Annotated in this window: 16 protein-coding genes; 9 read left to right on the forward strand and 7 right to left on the reverse strand. The window is 71.6% G+C overall.

Translation table 11 applies throughout. The annotated features are described in order from the left end of the window. Positions 1-35: 35 nt before the first annotated feature. Positions 36-1,049, reverse strand: a complete 1,014-nt coding sequence (locus tag EFL26_RS11000) for an aldo/keto reductase (protein WP_123222943.1) — start codon at positions 1,047-1,049, stop codon at positions 36-38. 44 nt (positions 1,050-1,093) lie between these two features. After that, on the reverse strand, positions 1,094-1,468 hold the full coding sequence (locus tag EFL26_RS11005; protein ID WP_123222944.1) for a MerR family transcriptional regulator: 375 nt from the start codon (positions 1,466-1,468) through the stop codon (positions 1,094-1,096). A 132-nt stretch (positions 1,469-1,600) separates the two neighbouring features. Here EFL26_RS11005 and EFL26_RS11010 point away from each other — a divergent pair, with 132 nt between their 5' ends. Continuing rightward, complete coding sequence (locus EFL26_RS11010) at positions 1,601-2,041, forward strand: cyclic nucleotide-binding domain-containing protein (RefSeq protein ID WP_123222945.1); 441 nt, start codon at positions 1,601-1,603, stop codon at positions 2,039-2,041. A 30-nt stretch (positions 2,042-2,071) separates the two neighbouring features. Here the strand turns inward: EFL26_RS11010 and EFL26_RS11015 are convergent, their stop codons facing one another. Together EFL26_RS11015 and EFL26_RS11020 are read right to left on the reverse strand one after the other, a co-directional pair. Further along, positions 2,072-2,881: a purine-nucleoside phosphorylase gene (locus tag EFL26_RS11015; RefSeq protein ID WP_123222946.1), complete on the reverse strand. Its 810-nt coding sequence runs from the start codon at positions 2,879-2,881 to the stop codon at positions 2,072-2,074. Between the two features lie 41 nt (positions 2,882-2,922). Continuing rightward, entirely contained in the window at positions 2,923-3,378 is a 456-nt protein-coding gene (locus EFL26_RS11020; RefSeq protein ID WP_123222947.1) for a gamma-glutamylcyclotransferase family protein, read from the reverse strand. 50 nt (positions 3,379-3,428) lie between these two features. Here EFL26_RS11020 and EFL26_RS11025 point away from each other — a divergent pair, with 50 nt between their 5' ends. From EFL26_RS11025 to EFL26_RS11035, 3 genes are all read left to right on the forward strand, one after another. Continuing rightward, positions 3,429-4,847, forward strand: coding sequence for an NAD(P)H-quinone dehydrogenase (locus tag EFL26_RS11025; protein WP_123222948.1), 1,419 nt, complete (start codon positions 3,429-3,431; stop codon positions 4,845-4,847). A 127-nt stretch (positions 4,848-4,974) separates the two neighbouring features. Continuing rightward, positions 4,975-6,186, forward strand: coding sequence for a SpoIID/LytB domain-containing protein (locus tag EFL26_RS11030; protein ID WP_183408146.1), 1,212 nt, complete (start codon positions 4,975-4,977; stop codon positions 6,184-6,186). Positions 6,187-6,219: 33 nt separating this feature from the next. Beyond that, positions 6,220-7,020, forward strand: a complete 801-nt coding sequence (locus EFL26_RS11035; protein WP_123222950.1) for an SDR family NAD(P)-dependent oxidoreductase — start codon at positions 6,220-6,222, stop codon at positions 7,018-7,020. On the opposite strand, the gene EFL26_RS11040 is transcribed toward EFL26_RS11035, so the two are convergent. Further along, positions 7,017-8,264 (reverse strand): oxygenase MpaB family protein, encoded by a 1,248-nt coding sequence (locus EFL26_RS11040; RefSeq protein ID WP_123222951.1) that lies wholly within the window; start codon positions 8,262-8,264, stop codon positions 7,017-7,019. The genes EFL26_RS11035 and EFL26_RS11040 overlap by 4 nt on opposite strands. A gap of 108 nt (positions 8,265-8,372) precedes the next feature. Here EFL26_RS11040 and EFL26_RS11045 point away from each other — a divergent pair, with 108 nt between their 5' ends. Next, positions 8,373-8,933, forward strand: coding sequence for a TetR/AcrR family transcriptional regulator (locus tag EFL26_RS11045; protein ID WP_123222952.1), 561 nt, complete (start codon positions 8,373-8,375; stop codon positions 8,931-8,933). 118 nt (positions 8,934-9,051) lie between these two features. Here the strand turns inward: EFL26_RS11045 and EFL26_RS11050 are convergent, their stop codons facing one another. Beyond that, positions 9,052-10,839 carry an acetyl/propionyl/methylcrotonyl-CoA carboxylase subunit alpha gene (locus tag EFL26_RS11050; protein ID WP_123222953.1) on the reverse strand — a complete coding sequence of 596 codons (1,788 nt, stop codon included), beginning with the start codon at positions 10,837-10,839 and terminating at the stop codon, positions 9,052-9,054. Positions 10,840-11,023: 184 nt separating this feature from the next. On the opposite strand from EFL26_RS11050, the gene EFL26_RS11055 reads away from it, so the two are divergent. The 4 genes from EFL26_RS11055 to EFL26_RS11070 are packed head-to-tail and all read left to right on the forward strand — an operon-like array spanning position 11,024 to position 14,898. Next, positions 11,024-12,046 carry a metallophosphoesterase family protein gene (locus tag EFL26_RS11055; protein WP_123222954.1) on the forward strand — a complete coding sequence of 341 codons (1,023 nt, stop codon included), beginning with the start codon at positions 11,024-11,026 and terminating at the stop codon, positions 12,044-12,046. Positions 12,047-12,102: 56 nt separating this feature from the next. Continuing rightward, positions 12,103-13,299: an acyl-CoA dehydrogenase family protein gene (locus EFL26_RS11060; protein ID WP_123223753.1), complete on the forward strand. Its 1,197-nt coding sequence runs from the start codon at positions 12,103-12,105 to the stop codon at positions 13,297-13,299. 35 nt (positions 13,300-13,334) lie between these two features. Next, on the forward strand, positions 13,335-14,342 hold the full coding sequence (gene rfbB, locus EFL26_RS11065; protein WP_123222955.1) for a dTDP-glucose 4,6-dehydratase: 1,008 nt from the start codon (positions 13,335-13,337) through the stop codon (positions 14,340-14,342). 34 nt (positions 14,343-14,376) lie between these two features. After that, positions 14,377-14,898 (forward strand): GtrA family protein, encoded by a 522-nt coding sequence (locus EFL26_RS11070; RefSeq protein WP_123222956.1) that lies wholly within the window; start codon positions 14,377-14,379, stop codon positions 14,896-14,898. A gap of 4 nt (positions 14,899-14,902) precedes the next feature. On the opposite strand, the gene EFL26_RS11075 is transcribed toward EFL26_RS11070, so the two are convergent. Next, on the reverse strand, positions 14,903-15,526 hold the full coding sequence (locus EFL26_RS11075) for a dTDP-4-dehydrorhamnose 3,5-epimerase family protein (RefSeq protein ID WP_123222957.1): 624 nt from the start codon (positions 15,524-15,526) through the stop codon (positions 14,903-14,905). Positions 15,527-15,544 lie beyond the last annotated feature (18 nt).

A 15,544-nucleotide genomic window follows, 5' to 3' on the forward strand; every position in this document is an offset into this window, starting at 1 on the left:
AGGCCCGCGTGCGCGGGCCCACCCACGAGCCGGTCTCAGCGGTTGACGCTGGACATGTCCGCGTAGCGGTCGCCCACGACCGCGTCCCGCGGGATCGCCTGCTCCAGCTCCGCCACGTCCTGGTCGTCGAGCGCGACGTCGAGCGCCCCGACGTTCTCCTCCAGGTAGCGCACCCGCTTGGTGCCCGGGATCGGCGCGACTCCGAGGCCGTGGCGCGGGCCCTGGGCGAGCACCCACGCGAGGGCGAGCTGGCCGGGCGCGCACTCCTTGCGCTCGGCGAGCTTCGTGATCCGCTCGACCAGGGCGAGGTTGGCCTCCAGGGCGTCGCCCTGGAACCTCGGGAAGCGGCCGACCGCGCGGGAGTCGTCGGCCTCGAGCGTGTCGCGGCTGACCGCTCCGGTCAGCATGCCCCGGCCGAGCGGGGAGTAGGGCACCAGGCCGATGCCGAGCTCGACGAGGGTCGGCAGGATCTCGTCCTCGAGGTCGCGGGTGAACAGGGAGTACTCCGACTGCAGTGCCGTGATCGGGTGCACGGCGTGTGCGCGACGGATCGTGGCGACCGAGGCCTCGGAGAGGCCGAGGTGGCGCACCTTGCCGGTCGCGACGAGCTCGGCCATCGCGCCGACGGTCTCCTCGATCGGCACGGAGGTGTCGACCCGGTGCTGGTAGTAGAGGTCGATGTGGTCGACGCCGAGTCGCTCCAGCGAGGCGTCGCAGGCCCTCCGCACGTAGTCGGGGCGTCCGTTGATGCCGACCCAGCTGCCGTCCGGGTTGCGCTCGTTGCCGAACTTGGTGGCCAGCTGGACCTCGTCGCGGCGCCCGGAGATCGCCTTCCCCACGAGCTGCTCGTTGGTGAACGGGCCGTACATGTCCGCGGTGTCCAGGAACGTCACCCCGAGGTCGAGGGCCCGGTGGATCGTCTCGATGCCGGTCGACTCGTCGGCGGTGCCGTAGAACTCCGACATGCCCATGCAACCGAGCCCGAGGGCGGAGACCTCCAGCGGTGCGGCGGTCCCGAGAGTGCGTCGTTCGATGGTGGTTTCAGTCATGCCGGCGAGTCTTGTCCTTCGAGCGCGCTCGAAGTCAACCGGGATCAGCCGGCGCTGCCGACCTTGCCCTCGTAGATGCCGATCTTGTGGTCGATCGCCCGCAGGTGGCCGGTGATCTGCGCCAGCTGCTCCTCGACCCGCCTGCGGTGCGCGAGCAGCAGCGCGAGCCGCTCGGCCTCGTTGCCGTCTCCCGCGCGGACCAGGGCGGCATAGCGGCGTACGTCGCGGATCGGCATGCCGGTGGCGCGAAGTCGCGTGATCATCTGGATCCAGGTGAGGTCCTGGTCGGTGTAGCGCCGGTGTCCGGAGCCGGCTCGCTCGACGGACCCGAGCATCAGTCCGTCGCGCTCGTAGTAGCGCAGCGTGTGGGCGGTCAGGCCGGTTCGCTCGGCCGCCTGGGCGATGGTGAGGGCCGTCATCGGGTCAGTGTCCTGCTTCGAGGGCACTCGAAGTCAAGCGGCCCGGGTGTGGCCCTGCGTATCAGCGCTGTGCCCGGTGGCTCTGAAGGGGTGCACCCGTCCCAGCACGTCCGCACCGAAAGGGCCCCTCCCATGGTGAACCGCTCGATGACCTCCGGCGACCCCGTCCCGCGCGGTGACCTCCGCGCCCAGCTCCGCCGGCTCGGCAGCGTGCCCGGCCTCTCCGATGCACCGGTCGCGACCCTGCGCGCGATGCTGGAGGCCGGCCACGTCGTCGGCATCCGACCGCACTGGGCACTGCTGGCCGAGGGCACGCCGGCCGACAAGGCCTACGTGGTGCTCGACGGCCAGGTCGACGTGCGCCGACGCGGCGAGGTCCTCGGCCGCTGCCGCCCGGGGGAGTTCCTCGGCGAGCTCGGCATCGTGCGCCGCCGGCTCCGGTCGGCCACCGTCGTGACCGCGAGCGCCGTCACCGCCCTGCACCTGGACCGGGCGGCGTTCGAGCGGCTGCACGAGCAGGACGCGTACTTCCGCGCCCTGGTCGGCGAGGCGATGCTGCGCAAGACCGCCTGAGGTCGTCGTACGCCGGATCAGACACCCGGATCAGATTCCGGGCACGATCGCCCCCAGCAGCGACCCCATCCGGGTCGCCGCCGCGTTGCCCGCCGCGAGCACCTCCTCGTGGTTCAGCGGCTCGCCGGTGATGCCCGCCGCGAGGTTGGTGACCAGGGAGATGCCGAGCACCTCCATGCCCGCCTCGCGCGCCGCGATCGCCTCGAGCGTGGTGCTCATGCCGACCAGGTGACCACCGATGGCCCGCACCATGCCGATCTCGGCCGGCGTCTCGTAGTGGGGGCCGCGCAGCTGGACGTAGACCCCCTCGTCGAGGTCCGGCTCGACCTCGCGGCACAGCGCCCGCAGCCGCGGACTGTAGAGGTCGGTGAGGTCCACGAAGTGCGCGCCCTCGATCGGGGAGGTCGCGGTCAGGTTGATGTGGTCGCTGATCAGCACCGGCGTGCCCGGCTGCCAGGTCTCCTTGAGACCGCCGCACCCGTTGGTGAGCACGATCGTGCGGCAGCCCGCGGCCGCGGCGGTCCGTACGCCGTGCACGACCGCCCGCACGCCCAGGCCCTCGTAGAAGTGGGTGCGGCCGAGGAAGACCAGCAGCTGCTTGTCGCCGGTGCGCACCGAGCGGATCCGGCCGGAGTGGCCGGCGACCGCCGGTGGCGCGAACCCGGGGAGGTCGGTGGTGGCGATGTCGGCGGTCACCTCGCCGAGAGCGTCGACGGCGGGCAGCCAGCCCGAGCCCATCACCAGGGCGACGTCGTGGCGCGCGACGCCGGTCAGGTCGGCGAGCACGCGGGCTGCGTCGGCGGCTGCCTGTGCGGGCGATCCAGCAGAGGAGTCAGTCACGGGCCGACTCTCTCACGAGCGACTCCGCCCCAGCTCTCGACTCAGCCGCCGAAGGTGCTGCGGCACGGCCGCTGCCGCAGCGCTGCGACGTAGTCGCTAGGGGCGTCCGCGGCGTCCGCCGCGTCGGCGAGCACGCCGAGGTAGGTCGCCGACGGCAGGCCGCCCTCGAACGCGTCCAGCACGTAGATCCACGCGACCGACTCCTCGGTCATCGTCGACACCCGCACCCGCGTCTTGCGGTAGAGCCCGGTGTCGGCCGACTCCCAGCCGTCCAGCACCGCGAAGTCCTCCTCGGTCACGTCGTAGAGCGCGACGAAGACCTGCTCGAACGGGTCCTGCACGACGGTCGCCAGGGCACCGTCCCAGCCGTGGTCCTCACCGCCGAAGGTGAGCCGCCAGCCCTGCAGCCATCCCGTGCCCCGCAACGGCGAGTGCGGACACCGCTCGCCCATCCTGGCCGGGTCCAGGTTGGCGCCGTAGGCGGCGTACAAGGTCACCGGAAAAGGGTAGGGCACGGCGCGTCCCAGCCGTGCGACACAATGACGCGGTGACTCACGTGGCGATCATCGGAGGCGGCCCCGGCGGATACGAGTCGGCCCACGTGGCGGCCCAGCTCGGCGCAGAGGTGACCGTGGTCGACTCCGACGGGCTCGGCGGATCAGCGGTGCTGACCGACTGCGTGCCGAGCAAGACCCTGATCGCCACCAGCGAGCTGATGACCGAGCTGTCCACCGCCCACGAGCTGGGCATCGGGTTCTCCGACGAGGAGGGCGACCCGGCCTCGAAGGTGCGGGTCGACCTGGCTCGCGTCAACCAGCGGGTGCTGCGGCTCGCCGGCGAGCAGTCCCGCGACATCGGCCGCCGCCTCGAGCGCGACGGGGTGCAGGTCGTCGTCGGTCGCGGCCGGCTCGACGCGACGGCCGAGGGTGGCCGCGGCGCCCACCACCGGGTGCTCGTCGACCTGCCGGACGGCGGCACGCGGGCGATCGACGCCGATGCGGTGCTGGTCGCCACCGGAGCCTCGCCGCGCACGCTGCCGACGGCGCAGCCCGACGGCGAGCGGATCCTCACCTGGGAGCAGGTCTACGACCTCACCGAGGTGCCGTCGCGGATGATCGTGGTCGGGTCGGGCGTCACCGGCGCGGAGTTCGCCAGCGCCTACATGGCCCTCGGCATCGACGTGGTGCTGGTGTCCTCCCGCGACCGGGTGCTTCCGGGCGAGGACCCCGACGCCGCCGAGGTGCTCCAGCAGGTGCTCACCCGCCGGGGCATGACGGTGCTCTCCAGGTCGCGCATGGAGTCCGTGACGCGCGTCGGCGACGAGGTGACCGTGCGGCTCACCGACGGCCGGTCGGTGACCGGCTCGCACTGCCTGCTCGCCCTGGGGTCGATCCCCAACACCGCCGGCATCGGGCTCGAGGAGGCCGGCGTGATCCTCGACGACGCCGGCTTCGTCAAGGTCGACCGGGTCTCCCGCACCAGCGCCCGGGGCGTGTACGCCGCCGGCGACTGCACCGGCATCCTCATGCTCGCCTCCGTCGCGGCGATGCAGGGCCGGATCGCGATGTGGCACTTCCTCGGCGACGCGGTCGCCCCGCTGGACCTGAAGAAGGTGTCCTCGAACGTCTTCACCGCCCCGGAGATCGCCACGGTCGGCTGGTCCCAGCAGGCCGTCGACAACGGGGAGATCGAGGCCGAGGTCGTCCGGCTGGAGCTCTCGGGCAACGCGCGGGCGAAGATGCAGGGCGTGCGTGACGGCTTCGTGAAGCTGTTCTGCCGTCCCGGCACCGGGATCATCGTCGGGGGAGTGGTGGTGGGCCCCCGCGCGAGCGAGCTGATCCACCCGGTCTCCGTCGCGGTCGCGGAGTCGCTGACCGCCGACCAGCTGGCCCAGGCGTTCACGGTCTACCCGTCGAACAGCGGCTCGATCGCGGAGGCCGCGCGCCGGCTGCACCACCCCCGCTGACGCCCCGCTGACCCCGCCGCTGACAGCCGCGTAGTTCCCGCGGTGTGCTTCGTTCACCAGCGCTCATGTTGACGTGCCGTGCATGATGGATGCTTCACTCCACACCCACCAGACCCAGGGATCACGCATGCACACTCGGACCCGACGGACCCTGATCGCGCTCGTGAGCAGCGCCGCCCTGCTGCTCACCGCGGCGCCCGCGCACGCCGCGCCGACGGCGGACGGACCGATCGCGATCTCGCCCGGCACCCCCATCCCCGTGACCGGCAACGGCTACGGCCACGGCCACGGCATGTCCCAGTGGGGCGCCAAGGGTGCGGCGACGGCGGGGCTGAGCGCCCAGCAGATCGTGGCGTTCTACTACCCGGGCACGACGCCGTCGACGCTGAGCACCAGCATCAAGGTGCTGATCACCGCCGACGCCGACAACAACCTCACGGTCTACAACGAGCGAGGGCTCCGGGTCCGCGACCTGGGCAACGGCCGCACCTTCAAGCTGCACACGAAGCACACCCCGCGGGTCTGGCGGCTGCTGCAGAAGAACGGCCACACCAAGGTCTTCTACAAGACCTCGCGCTGGCACCTCTACAAGACCGCCGGTCGTCGGTCGCTCGCCGGTGACGGCGAGTTCCGTGCACCGGGCGGCACGACCCTGAAGCTCAAGAGCGGCCCCCGGCGGTACCGCGGCGCCCTCCGGTTCACCAACACCGACACGGTCAACGTGCTCAACCTCGAGAAGTACCTCCGCGGCGTGGTGCCTGCCGAGATGCCCTCGACCTGGCCCGCCGCCGCACTCCAGGCCCAGGCGATCGCCGCCCGCACGTACGCCGCCCGCGCCCGCGCCGACCGGGTCGACAGCTACTACCAGATCTGCGACACCACGGCCTGCCAGGTCTACGGCGGGGTCGCTTCCGAGAAGGACACCACCAACGCCGCCGTGGCAGCCACGGCCGGCCAGGTGCTGGTCGCGCCGGACAGCACGTACGCGTTCACCCAGTTCGCGTCGAGCAACGGCGGCTGGAGCTCTGCCGGTAGCCAGCCGTACCTGGTCGCCCAGGCGGACTCGTACGACGCCGCCGCGAGCCCGTACCACCACTGGACCGTGGCCGCCGACCCGGCGAAGCTCCAGGCCGCCTACCCGCAGATCGGCACGCTGCAGAGCGTGCAGATCACGCAGCGCGAGGGTGGTCGTCCCTTCGACGGCGGCGGCTGGGTGCAAACCGTGCACCTTGCCGGGATGAACGGCGCGACGCCGACGGCCCTGGACATCAGCGGCGACGACTTCCGCCGCGTCTACGGGCTGCGCTCGGCGTACTTCACCTTCGACACCGTCGCGTAGCGGCAGGCTCGTGCCCGCACCTAGGGTGCGGGCATGAGCCTGCCGCCGCCCGGTCCCGATCGCTGCGCCGTCGTCACCGGCGCGTCCTCCGGGATCGGAAGCGAGCTCGCCCGCGAGCTCGGCGCGCGCGGTCACCAGGTCGTGCTCGTGGCGCGCAGCGAGGACAAGCTCGCGACGCTCGCCGCCGAGCTCGGCGAGCGCGCGCACGTGCTGCCCGCCGACCTGGCCGACCGCGAGGCCCGTGCCGGGCTGCTCGAGCGGGTGACCGCCCTCGGGCTCGTGCCCGACGTGCTGGTCAACAACGCCGGCCTCTCGACGCTCGGACCCGTGCACCGCAGCGACCCGGCCGCCGAGATCAACCTGCTCGAGGTCGACGTGGTCGCCGTCGCCGACCTCTGCAGCCGCTTCCTGCCCGGCATGGTCGAGCGCGGCAGGGGAGCGGTGCTCAACGTCGCCTCGACGGCAGCCTTCCAGCCGCTCCCCGGCCAGGCGGCGTACGGCGGTGCGAAGGCGTTCGTGCTGTCGTACTCCCACAGCCTGTCCGGCGAGCTCGCCGGCACCGGCGTCAGCGTCACCGTGCTGTGCCCGGGCCCGGTGGAGACCGGCTTCAACGCGGTCGCGGGCTTCGACGACGAGGAGGCGCACGACGCGCTGCCGTCGATCATGTGGGTGTCCGCCGCCGAGGTCGCGAGGGCGGCCGTGGCGGGCATGGACCGTGGCCGCGTCGTGGTCATCCCCGGCGTGGCCAACCGGGCCGGCGCGGCGCTCGCCAGGTTCGCCCCGAAGCGGCTGCTCGTCCCGCTGCTCGCGCGCAACCACCCGGGCCTGCGCTAGCCCGTGCCCTGCCGATCGGGGAGGGGAGCGATCGGGGGACGGTGGCCGGCGTACTGGAAGCGCTCCATACGCGCGAGAGCACGCTCGGCCCGCCGATCGAGGACCCGGCGTCCGCGCGGCAGCCGCCCGACGAGGTGCGTCCAGAACACGTTGGCTGGGATCCGCAGCGCCGGGTACCACGGCGGCCGGATCGGCTGGCCCACGTCGCGCATGCCGTGGCCGAGGTTCAGGAAGGACGCCATGGAGAGCGCACGCTCGCGCTCGTAGGTCCGTCGCCACCGGGACACCCCCGGGGCGTGGTCGTGCATCCGGATCAGCCCCTCGCCGAGCAGGCGACTGCTCTCCTCGGGTGCGGAGAACCCGGCGACGATGTTGCCGAGGATCCGCCGCCCGGTCCGCTCGGTGCGGGGGAGCCAGCGCTCCTCGACCCCCATCAGCCACCCGACGTAGGACCACAGGTGCATGATCGCGGCCGCGTCGTCCTCGGGGATCCGGATGCCCAGCGCCCGGGCCTGGAGCAGGTAGCTCGTGCTGAACGCCCCGAGCGTGCCGGCCTGGTCGTGCTGGTTGATCGGCGTGCCACGGAACTCCCAGTCCCAGTCGGGATCGTGCTCGAGCTGGTGGTTCACGAAGGCGTGCATCACCCGGACGTGCACGCTGAGCTGCCAGCCCTGCCCGGTGCGGGCCATCCCGCCCGGTGCCGTCACCGCGAGCCACCACTGGCCGGTCTCGCCGATCCGCTTCAGCGTGTCCTCGGCGATCCGGGCGGTGCGCACCAACGGCTGCAGCGCCCCGCCGCTGCGGTAGCCGCCGAGCAGCGAGCCGAACGCCAGGATGTCGAACCCGTCCTTGCCGATCCGGCGCGCGGCCGCGCCACCGCGCTCGAGCAGCGCGTCGTCGACCCAGGCCGGTCGCTCCTCGAGGGGCGCGAAGAAGGACCGCAGCGCCTCGGGAGCGTCCGGTACGGCGTCGACGCCGCCGGCCAGGGCCGCGCGCACCTGCGGCATGGTCACCTCGTGCCGCTCGCGGACCGCGCGCACGAGCTCCGCAGCGTGCTCGTCGCGCTGGAGGAGCGCGGCCTGCAGCGCCGCCAGCTCGTCGCCCCGCATGCGTGCGCCCGGGCCGGCCAGGGCGAGCACCGGCCGCGCGAACCGCTCGGACCAGCGTGGTGCCGACCCGTACCGCGTGGGCACCGCTCTCGTGGCCGTGGAGCCGTGAGTGGTGGTCGAGCCTGCGGAAACCATGTGCCCACCGTAAGATGAGCAAATGCTCGACTTCTACTCGCGTTTGCGGTCACGCACGTCGTGACCGGATCCCGCCGCCGCAGGCCGGTGCAGGACCGGTCTCGGCAGATGGTCGAGCGCATCCTCGACGCGGCCACTCACGTTCTGGCGAGCCAGGGTTACTCGGCAATGAGCACGAACCGGGTCGCGGAGGCGGCCGGGGTGAGCGTCGGCTCGTTGTACCGCTACTTCGCCGACAAGCAGGAGATCTTCGAGACCCTGCGTCTGCGCGCCAGCGAGTCGATCCTGCACGACCTGACCACGGCGATCGCGGCGGCGGCCGGCCAGTCTCCGCGCGCCGGCGTACGCGCGGTGATCGCGGCCCTGGTGGCCGCGCTCGAGGAGCACGGCCCCGTGGTGCGGGCCCTGGTGAACGAGGTGCCGATGGGCACCCAGTCCAACGTGCTGCCCGAGATCGAGCGCGGGTTGGCGACCTTCACGCGGATCTACGTCGCCCAGCAGCTGCCGGACCTGCCGGCCGCCGAGGTGGACGCCCGGATCTACCTGGCGATGGGCGTGACGCTGAACAGCTGCCTGCGGATCGCCCTGGAGAAGCCCCCCGAGCTGGACGCCGACCACCTCGTCGACCTCGTGGTCGACATGCTGGTGATGGGCCTCAGCCCGCGGTGAGTGACGCTGGAACTCAGTGGTTTCGAGGCTCGCAAGCTCGCACCTCAACCACCGGTGGTTGAGGTGCCGAGCCCCTGGGCGAGGCCTCGAAACCCCGTACGCTCAGGCGCGTCCTCGATCAGTCCTTGATCTCGCAGAGCACCTGGCCCTGCGTGACCGTCGCGCCGACCTCGGCGGAGAGACCGGAGACAGTGCCGGCCTTGTGCGCCTTGAGCGGCTGCTCCATCTTCATCGCCTCGATCACGACGACGACGTCGCCCTCGGCCACCACAGCGCCCTCGTCGACCGCGATCTTCACGATCGTGCCCTGCATCGGGCTGGTCACGGAGTCACCGGATGCGGCGGCGCCGGCCTTCTTGCCCGCCGCGCGCTTCGGCTTCCTGGCTCCGCCCGGGGCCGCGGCGGCGATGCCGCCCAGGCCGGCCGGGAGCACCACCTCGAGTCGGCGGCCGCCGACCTCCACGGTCACGCGCTGGCGCTCGCCGGGCTCCTCGCTCTCGGCGATGTCGCCGCCGTAGGGCTGGATCTGGTTGTCGAAGTCGGTCTCGATCCAGGTCGTGTAGACCGAGAAGGTGCCCTCGCCGGACGGGGTCGAGGCGCCGACGTACGCCGGGTCGTTGATCACCGCCTGGTGGAACGGGATCACCGTGGGCATGCCGTCGACCTCGAACTCCGCGAGGGCGCGCCGCGAGCGCTCGAGCGCCTGGGTGCGGTCCCGGCCGGTCACGATCAGCTTGGCGATCAGCGAGTCGAACGCCCCGGGGATCGTCTGACCCTTCTCGTAGCCGCCGTCGAGCCGGATGCCGGGGCCCTGGGGTGGGTTCCACTCGGTGAGGGTGCCGGGAGCCGGCATGAAGTTGCGGCCGCCGTCCTCGGCGTTGATCCGGAACTCGATCGAGTGGCCGCGGATCTCCGGGTCGTCGTAGCCGAGCTCCTCGCCCGCCGCGATCCGGAACATCTCGCGCACCAGGTCGATGCCGGTGACCTCCTCGGAGACGCAGTGCTCGACCTGGAGGCGGGTGTTGACCTCGAGGAAGGAGATCGTGCCGTCCTTGGCGACGAGGAACTCGCAGGTGCCCGCGCCGACGTAACCGGCCTCCTTGAGGATCGCCTTCGACGACTCGTAGAGCCGCTTGAGCTGCTCGTCGCTCAGGAACGGGGCCGGGGCCTCCTCGACCAGCTTCTGGTGGCGGCGCTGCAGCGAGCAGTCACGGGTGGAGACCACGACGACGTTGCCGTGCCGGTCGGCCAGGCACTGGGTCTCGACGTGCCGGGGCTGGTCCAGGAACTTCTCGACCAGGCACTCGCCGCGGCCGAAGGCGCCGACGGCCTCGCGCACCGCCGACTCGTAGAGCTCGGGGATCTCCTCGAGGGTGCGCGCGACCTTGAGGCCGCGACCGCCGCCGCCGAAGACCGCCTTGATCGCGACCGGGAGCCCGTTGTCCTTCGCGAAGGCGACCACCTCGTCGGCGTCCTTGACCGGGTCCTTGAGGCCGGGAGCGAGGGGCGCGCCGGCGGCCAGCGCGATCTGCTTGGCCTTGGCCTTGTCGCCGAGCGCGTCGATCGCCGCGGGCGGCGGCCCGATCCACACCAGCCCGGCGTCGATCACCGCCTGCGCGAACTGGGCGTTCTCGGCGAGGAAGCCGTAGCCCGGGTGCACCGAGTCGGCGCCGCTCCGCATCGCGACCGCGATGATCTTCTCGATGTCGAGGTAGGAGTCCGCCGGGGTCGAGCCCTCGAGCGAGTAGGCCTCGTCGGCCAACCGGACGAAGATCGCGTCGCGGTCGGGCTCGGCGTACACGGCCACGCTGCCGATGCCGGCGTCCTTGCACGCACGGACCACCCGCACGGCGATCTCGCCCCGATTGGCGACCAGGACCTTCTGCAGCGGCTTGATGTCGGGCACGCGAACTCCTCGATGTCAGTGATCCGTCCGGAGTCTATTGCGCTCCCGCGGACGACCCCCTCCGGGTCTCAGGTGACGTCGCTCGCACGCCGGGAAGTGTTCAACCCGCGCACCGCGACCGGTCGTTCCGGGTTCACCGCGACCCACCAGCCTCGGACCACGCCCTCGTCACCCTGGAGTCGTCATGCGCCTGTCCCGTGCCCTCGTCCCCGCTGCCGTGCTCGGCACCGCCCTCCTCGGAGCTGCCGTGCACGCCGGTGCCGCGTCCGCCGAGCCGGACGGCCGCAGCCGCTACACGTTCGGCGTGATCGGGGACGTGCCGTACGGCGCCGACCAGATCGCCGCCTTCCCGCGCTGGATCCAGCAGATCAACGCCGATCCCGACGTCCGTTCGGTCGTCCACCTCGGCGACATCAAGAACGGGTCGAGCGTCTGCAGCGACTCCTACTTCGACCTGATCCGCAGCGACTTCGACACCTTCGAGGACCCGCTGGTCTACACGCCGGGCGACAACGAGTGGACCGACTGCCACCGCGCCAACAACGGCGCGTACAACCCGCTCGAGCGGCTGGACCGCGTCCGCGACGTGTTCTTCGACCGGCCGGGCCGGTCGCTCGGCCGGCACCCGCTCGCGCTCGAGGCACAGGCGGGATTCCCCGAGAACGTCGTCTACCACCGCGCCGAGGTGACCTTCGCGGCCGTGAACGTGCCGGGCAGCGACAACGGCCTGCAGCCGTGGACCGGCCTGGGCTACTCCGCCCCGACGCCCGAGCAGTCCGCAGCGGTCGCCGACCGGACCGCCGCCGACATCGCGCTCGTGCACCGGGCCTTCGCCGAGGCGAGGGATCGCGGCGACCGCGGCGTGGTGATCATGCAGCAGGCCGACATGTTCGACCCGACGTACGTGCCGACGTGGGGCGACATCGGGGCGTTCCAGCCGTGGGTGCAGGCGATCATCGACGAGTCGTCGCACTTCGACGGTCCGGTGTACCTCCTCGACGGCGACAGCCACGTCTACAACGCGGACAAGCCGCTGGCGTCCGGCTCGCCCTGGCTCACGACGTACGGCGTCCACGGTGCGGCGGACAACCTGACCCGGGTCACGGTCGACGGGTCGTCGAACAACAAGGACTGGCTCAAGATGACCGTGAACAAGCCGGGAGCCGCCTCGTTGCTGACCTGGACGCGGGTGCCGTACAGCGGCTGAGCGCAGCGACGATCTCACGGGTTAACAATCGTTAACCGGTGGCCTACGATGCCTGCATGACCTTCGAGCTGTCCCCCGAGCACGAGCAGTTCCGCCGCACCGTCCGCGACTTCGCCGAGAAGGAGATCGCGCCGCACTCGGCGCAGTGGGACCGCGACCACACCTTCCCGGTCGACGTCGTGCACAAGATGGGCGAGCTCGGGCTGTTCGGGCTGACCGCTCCGGAGGAGTACGGCGGCGCCGGGCTGAGCGGCGAAGAAGGCGGCTTCACCAGCCTCTGCCTCGCGATCGAGGAGCTCGGCCGGGTCGACCAGTCGCTCGGGATCACCCTCGAGGCGGCCGTCGGCCTGGGCATCAACCCGATCCTGACCTACGGCACCGAGGAGCAGAAGCAGACCTGGCTGCCCGACCTCGTTGCCGGGCGCCGACTCGCCGGCTTCGGCCTCACCGAGCCGGGCGCGGGCTCCGACGCCGGCGCGACCCGCACCCGCGCCACGTTGGTCGACGGCGAGTGGGTGATCGACGGCGCCAAGCAGTTCATCACGAACTCCGGATCGGAGATCACCTCGCTCGTGACCGTCACTGCCAGGACGGGGGTCTCGGCAAGCTCGACCACCGGGGAGGAGAGGGCCGAGATCTCGACGATCATCGTCCCCGCCGGCACGCCCGGGTTCACCGCGGAGAAGGCCTACGACAAGCTCGGCTGGCACGCGTCGGACACCCACCCGCTCACCTTCGACGGCGCCCGGGTCCCCGAGGCGAACCTCCTCGGTGAGCGAGGTCGGGGCTACGCGCAGTTCCTCGCCACGCTGGACGACGGCCGGGTCGCGATCGCAGCGCTGGCGGTCGGCTGCATCCAGGCGTGCCTCGAGCAGTGCGTCCAGTACGCCGGGGAGCGGACCACGTTCGGCGTGCCGATCGGGCGCAAGCAGGGAGTGGCCTTCCAGATCGCCGATCTCGAGGTGATGCTCTCGGCCAGCCGGCTGCTGACCTACCGCGCGGCCGCCATGAAGGACGCCGGCGCTCCGGTCGCAGAGTTCAAGCGCGCGGCTGCGGTCGCCAAGCTCTACGCCACGGAGTCCGCCGTCACCGCGACGCGGATCGCCACGCAGGTGTTCGGCGGCTACGGCTTCATGGAGGAGTACCAGGTCACCCGCCTCTACCGCGACGCCAAGGTGCTCGAGATCGGCGAGGGCACGTCCGAGGTCCAGCGGATGCTGATCGCCCGATCGCTCGGACTGCCGGTCGAATGACGGAGCCGCCCTCCGCGGCGGCTAACCTGTGCGGCATGAGAATCCTGGTGACCGGTGGTGCCGGCTTCATCGGCAGCAACTTCGTCCACCGCACCCTCGCGACTCGTCCCGACGCCGAGGTCACCGTCCTCGACGCGCTCACCTACGCGGGCACGCGGGCGTCGCTGGCCGGCGTGGAGGACCAGATCCGGTTCGTCCAGGGCGACGTCGCCGACGAGAGCGTGGTCGAGCCGCTGGTCGCCGAGTCCGACGTGGTCGTGCACTTCGCGGCCGAGTCGCACAACGACAACTCGCTGGCCGACCCCAGCCCCTTCATCCGGACCAACCTCGTCGGCACCTTCACGCTGCTGGAGGCGGCCCGTCGCCACGACGTGCGCTACCACCACATCTCCACCGACGAGGTGTACGGCGATCTCGAGCTCGACGACCCGAAGAAGTTCACCGAGGACACGCCGTACACCCCGAGCTCGCCGTACTCCGCGAGCAAGGCCGGCTCCGACCACCTGGTCCGCGCGTGGGTGCGCTCGTTCGGGCTCCGCGCGACGCTCTCCAACTGCTCGAACAACTACGGCCCGCGCCAGCACGTCGAGAAGTTCATCCCGCGGCAGATCACCAACGTGATCGACGGGATCCGGCCCAAGCTGTACGGCGACGGACTGAATGTGCGCGACTGGATCCACGTGGACGACCACAATGATGCTGTGTGGACGATCATCGACCAGGGCCGCATCGGCGAGACCTACCTCATCGGCGCCAACGGCGAGATGAACAACCGCGACGTGATCGCCCTGATCCTCGAGCTGATGGGCCAGGACCGCGACGCCTACGACCACGTCACCGACCGGTCGGGGCACGACCGTCGCTACGCGATCGAGGCGGGCAAGCTGCGCACCACGCTCGGGTGGACGCCGCGCTACGAGAGCTTCCGCGACGGCCTCGAGGCCACGATCGCGTGGTACCGCGACAACGAGGCCTGGTGGCGGCCGATGAAGGACGCCACCGAGGCCAAGTACGCACTCACCCAGGAAGTGGTGGCGCGGTGACGGGGCACGGGCCGGGGCTCGCGTCGGCGGCGAGGTGAGCCGGGGCCTTCGCCACCTCTCGGGTGAGGTCGCGCGCTTCTCCGCCGTGAACGTCGGCGCGACCGTCGTGGCCGTCTTCCTGTTCAACGCCCTCGTGCACGGGCTGACCGGCTGGTTCGACGGCCCGCTGAACGACCACGCGATCACGGCGTACCTGCTGGCCAACAGCGTCGGCATGTTCGTCAGCTACTTCGGCAGCCGCCACTACGCCTTCCGGCACCGGCACGCCGCCGGGCCCGGCGGCGGCCTGCCCCGGTACGTGGCGATCAACCTCGCGTCGTTCGTCATCCCGGTCACCTGCCTGTGGGTGACCCGCCACCTGCTGCACTGGGACTCGATCTACGCCGACAACGTCTCCGGCAACGTCGTGGGCGCGCTGCTCGGCAACGCCTTCAGGTTCTGGGCGTTCCGGCGGTTCGTCTTCCACACCGTGCGGGTGGCGCCGCTGTCGTTCTGGGACTCGCTCGAGGGCAAGCACCTGGTGCCCGAGGAGGACCTCTCGGAGGTCGACCCGTAGGTCGTCAGCGGTCGGCGCGCAGCGAGTCCAGGAAGTCCTGGACCTCGTCGTACGTCGGCAGCACGCCGCTCTCGGCGACCTCGGCCAGGGTCGGGGCCTGCGCGTCCTTCGGGGAGAGGCTCGGCGTCAGCGGCCGGCCGTCGCGTCCCTCGGTCGGCCAAGCGACCGCGATGGCCGGGTCGAGCGGGTGCACGCCGTGCTCGCGCCCCGGCGCGTAGGGCGCCGAGCACAGGTAGTTCACGACCGTGTCGTCGGCCAGCGCCATGAAGGCGTGCCCGAGCCCCTCGCCGATGTAGAGTGCCTTGCGGTCGACGTCATCGAGCACCACGGCGTCCCACTGTCCGTACGTCGGCGAGCCGAGCCGGATGTCCACGACGACGTCGAGGATCGCCCCCGACGGGCAGGTGACGTACTTGGCCTGGCTCGGCGGCAGCTGGGCGAAGTGGATGCCCCGGACCGTGCCGGCCGAGGACACCGAGCAGTTCGCCTGCGCGATCGTGAACGGGTGCCCCGCGGCTTCGGCGAAGCGGTCGGAGCGGAACCACTCGAGGAACACACCGCGGTCGTCGCGGTGCTGCTGCGGGGTGACCGAGAACGCACCCGGGATCTTCGTCTCTTCGATCAGCACGTCGGAACCCTACCGGGA

Origin of the sequence: Nocardioides pocheonensis (assembly GCF_003725535.1) — a bacterium.
GTDB classification, from domain to species: domain Bacteria; phylum Actinomycetota; class Actinomycetes; order Propionibacteriales; family Nocardioidaceae; genus Marmoricola; species Marmoricola pocheonensis.

What these genes read in the sequence shown, in the direction of transcription:
- EFL26_RS11000 (WP_123222943.1), bottom strand. Translation starts at nt 1,049, where the DNA reads ATGACTGAAACCACCATCGAACGACGCACTCTCGGGACCGCCGCACCG.
- EFL26_RS11005 (WP_123222944.1), bottom strand. Translation starts at nt 1,468, where the DNA reads ATGACGGCCCTCACCATCGCCCAGGCGGCCGAGCGAACCGGCCTGACC.
- EFL26_RS11010 (WP_123222945.1), top strand. Translation starts at nt 1,601, where the DNA reads ATGGTGAACCGCTCGATGACCTCCGGCGACCCCGTCCCGCGCGGTGAC.
- EFL26_RS11030 (WP_183408146.1), top strand. Translation starts at nt 4,975, where the DNA reads ATGCACACTCGGACCCGACGGACCCTGATCGCGCTCGTGAGCAGCGCC.
- EFL26_RS11035 (WP_123222950.1), top strand. Translation starts at nt 6,220, where the DNA reads ATGAGCCTGCCGCCGCCCGGTCCCGATCGCTGCGCCGTCGTCACCGGC.
- EFL26_RS11040 (WP_123222951.1), bottom strand. Translation starts at nt 8,264, where the DNA reads ATGGTTTCCGCAGGCTCGACCACCACTCACGGCTCCACGGCCACGAGA.
- EFL26_RS11045 (WP_123222952.1), top strand. Translation starts at nt 8,373, where the DNA reads ATGGTCGAGCGCATCCTCGACGCGGCCACTCACGTTCTGGCGAGCCAG.
- EFL26_RS11055 (WP_123222954.1), top strand. Translation starts at nt 11,024, where the DNA reads ATGCGCCTGTCCCGTGCCCTCGTCCCCGCTGCCGTGCTCGGCACCGCC.
- EFL26_RS11060 (WP_123223753.1), top strand. Translation starts at nt 12,103, where the DNA reads ATGACCTTCGAGCTGTCCCCCGAGCACGAGCAGTTCCGCCGCACCGTC.
- rfbB (WP_123222955.1), top strand. Translation starts at nt 13,335, where the DNA reads ATGAGAATCCTGGTGACCGGTGGTGCCGGCTTCATCGGCAGCAACTTC.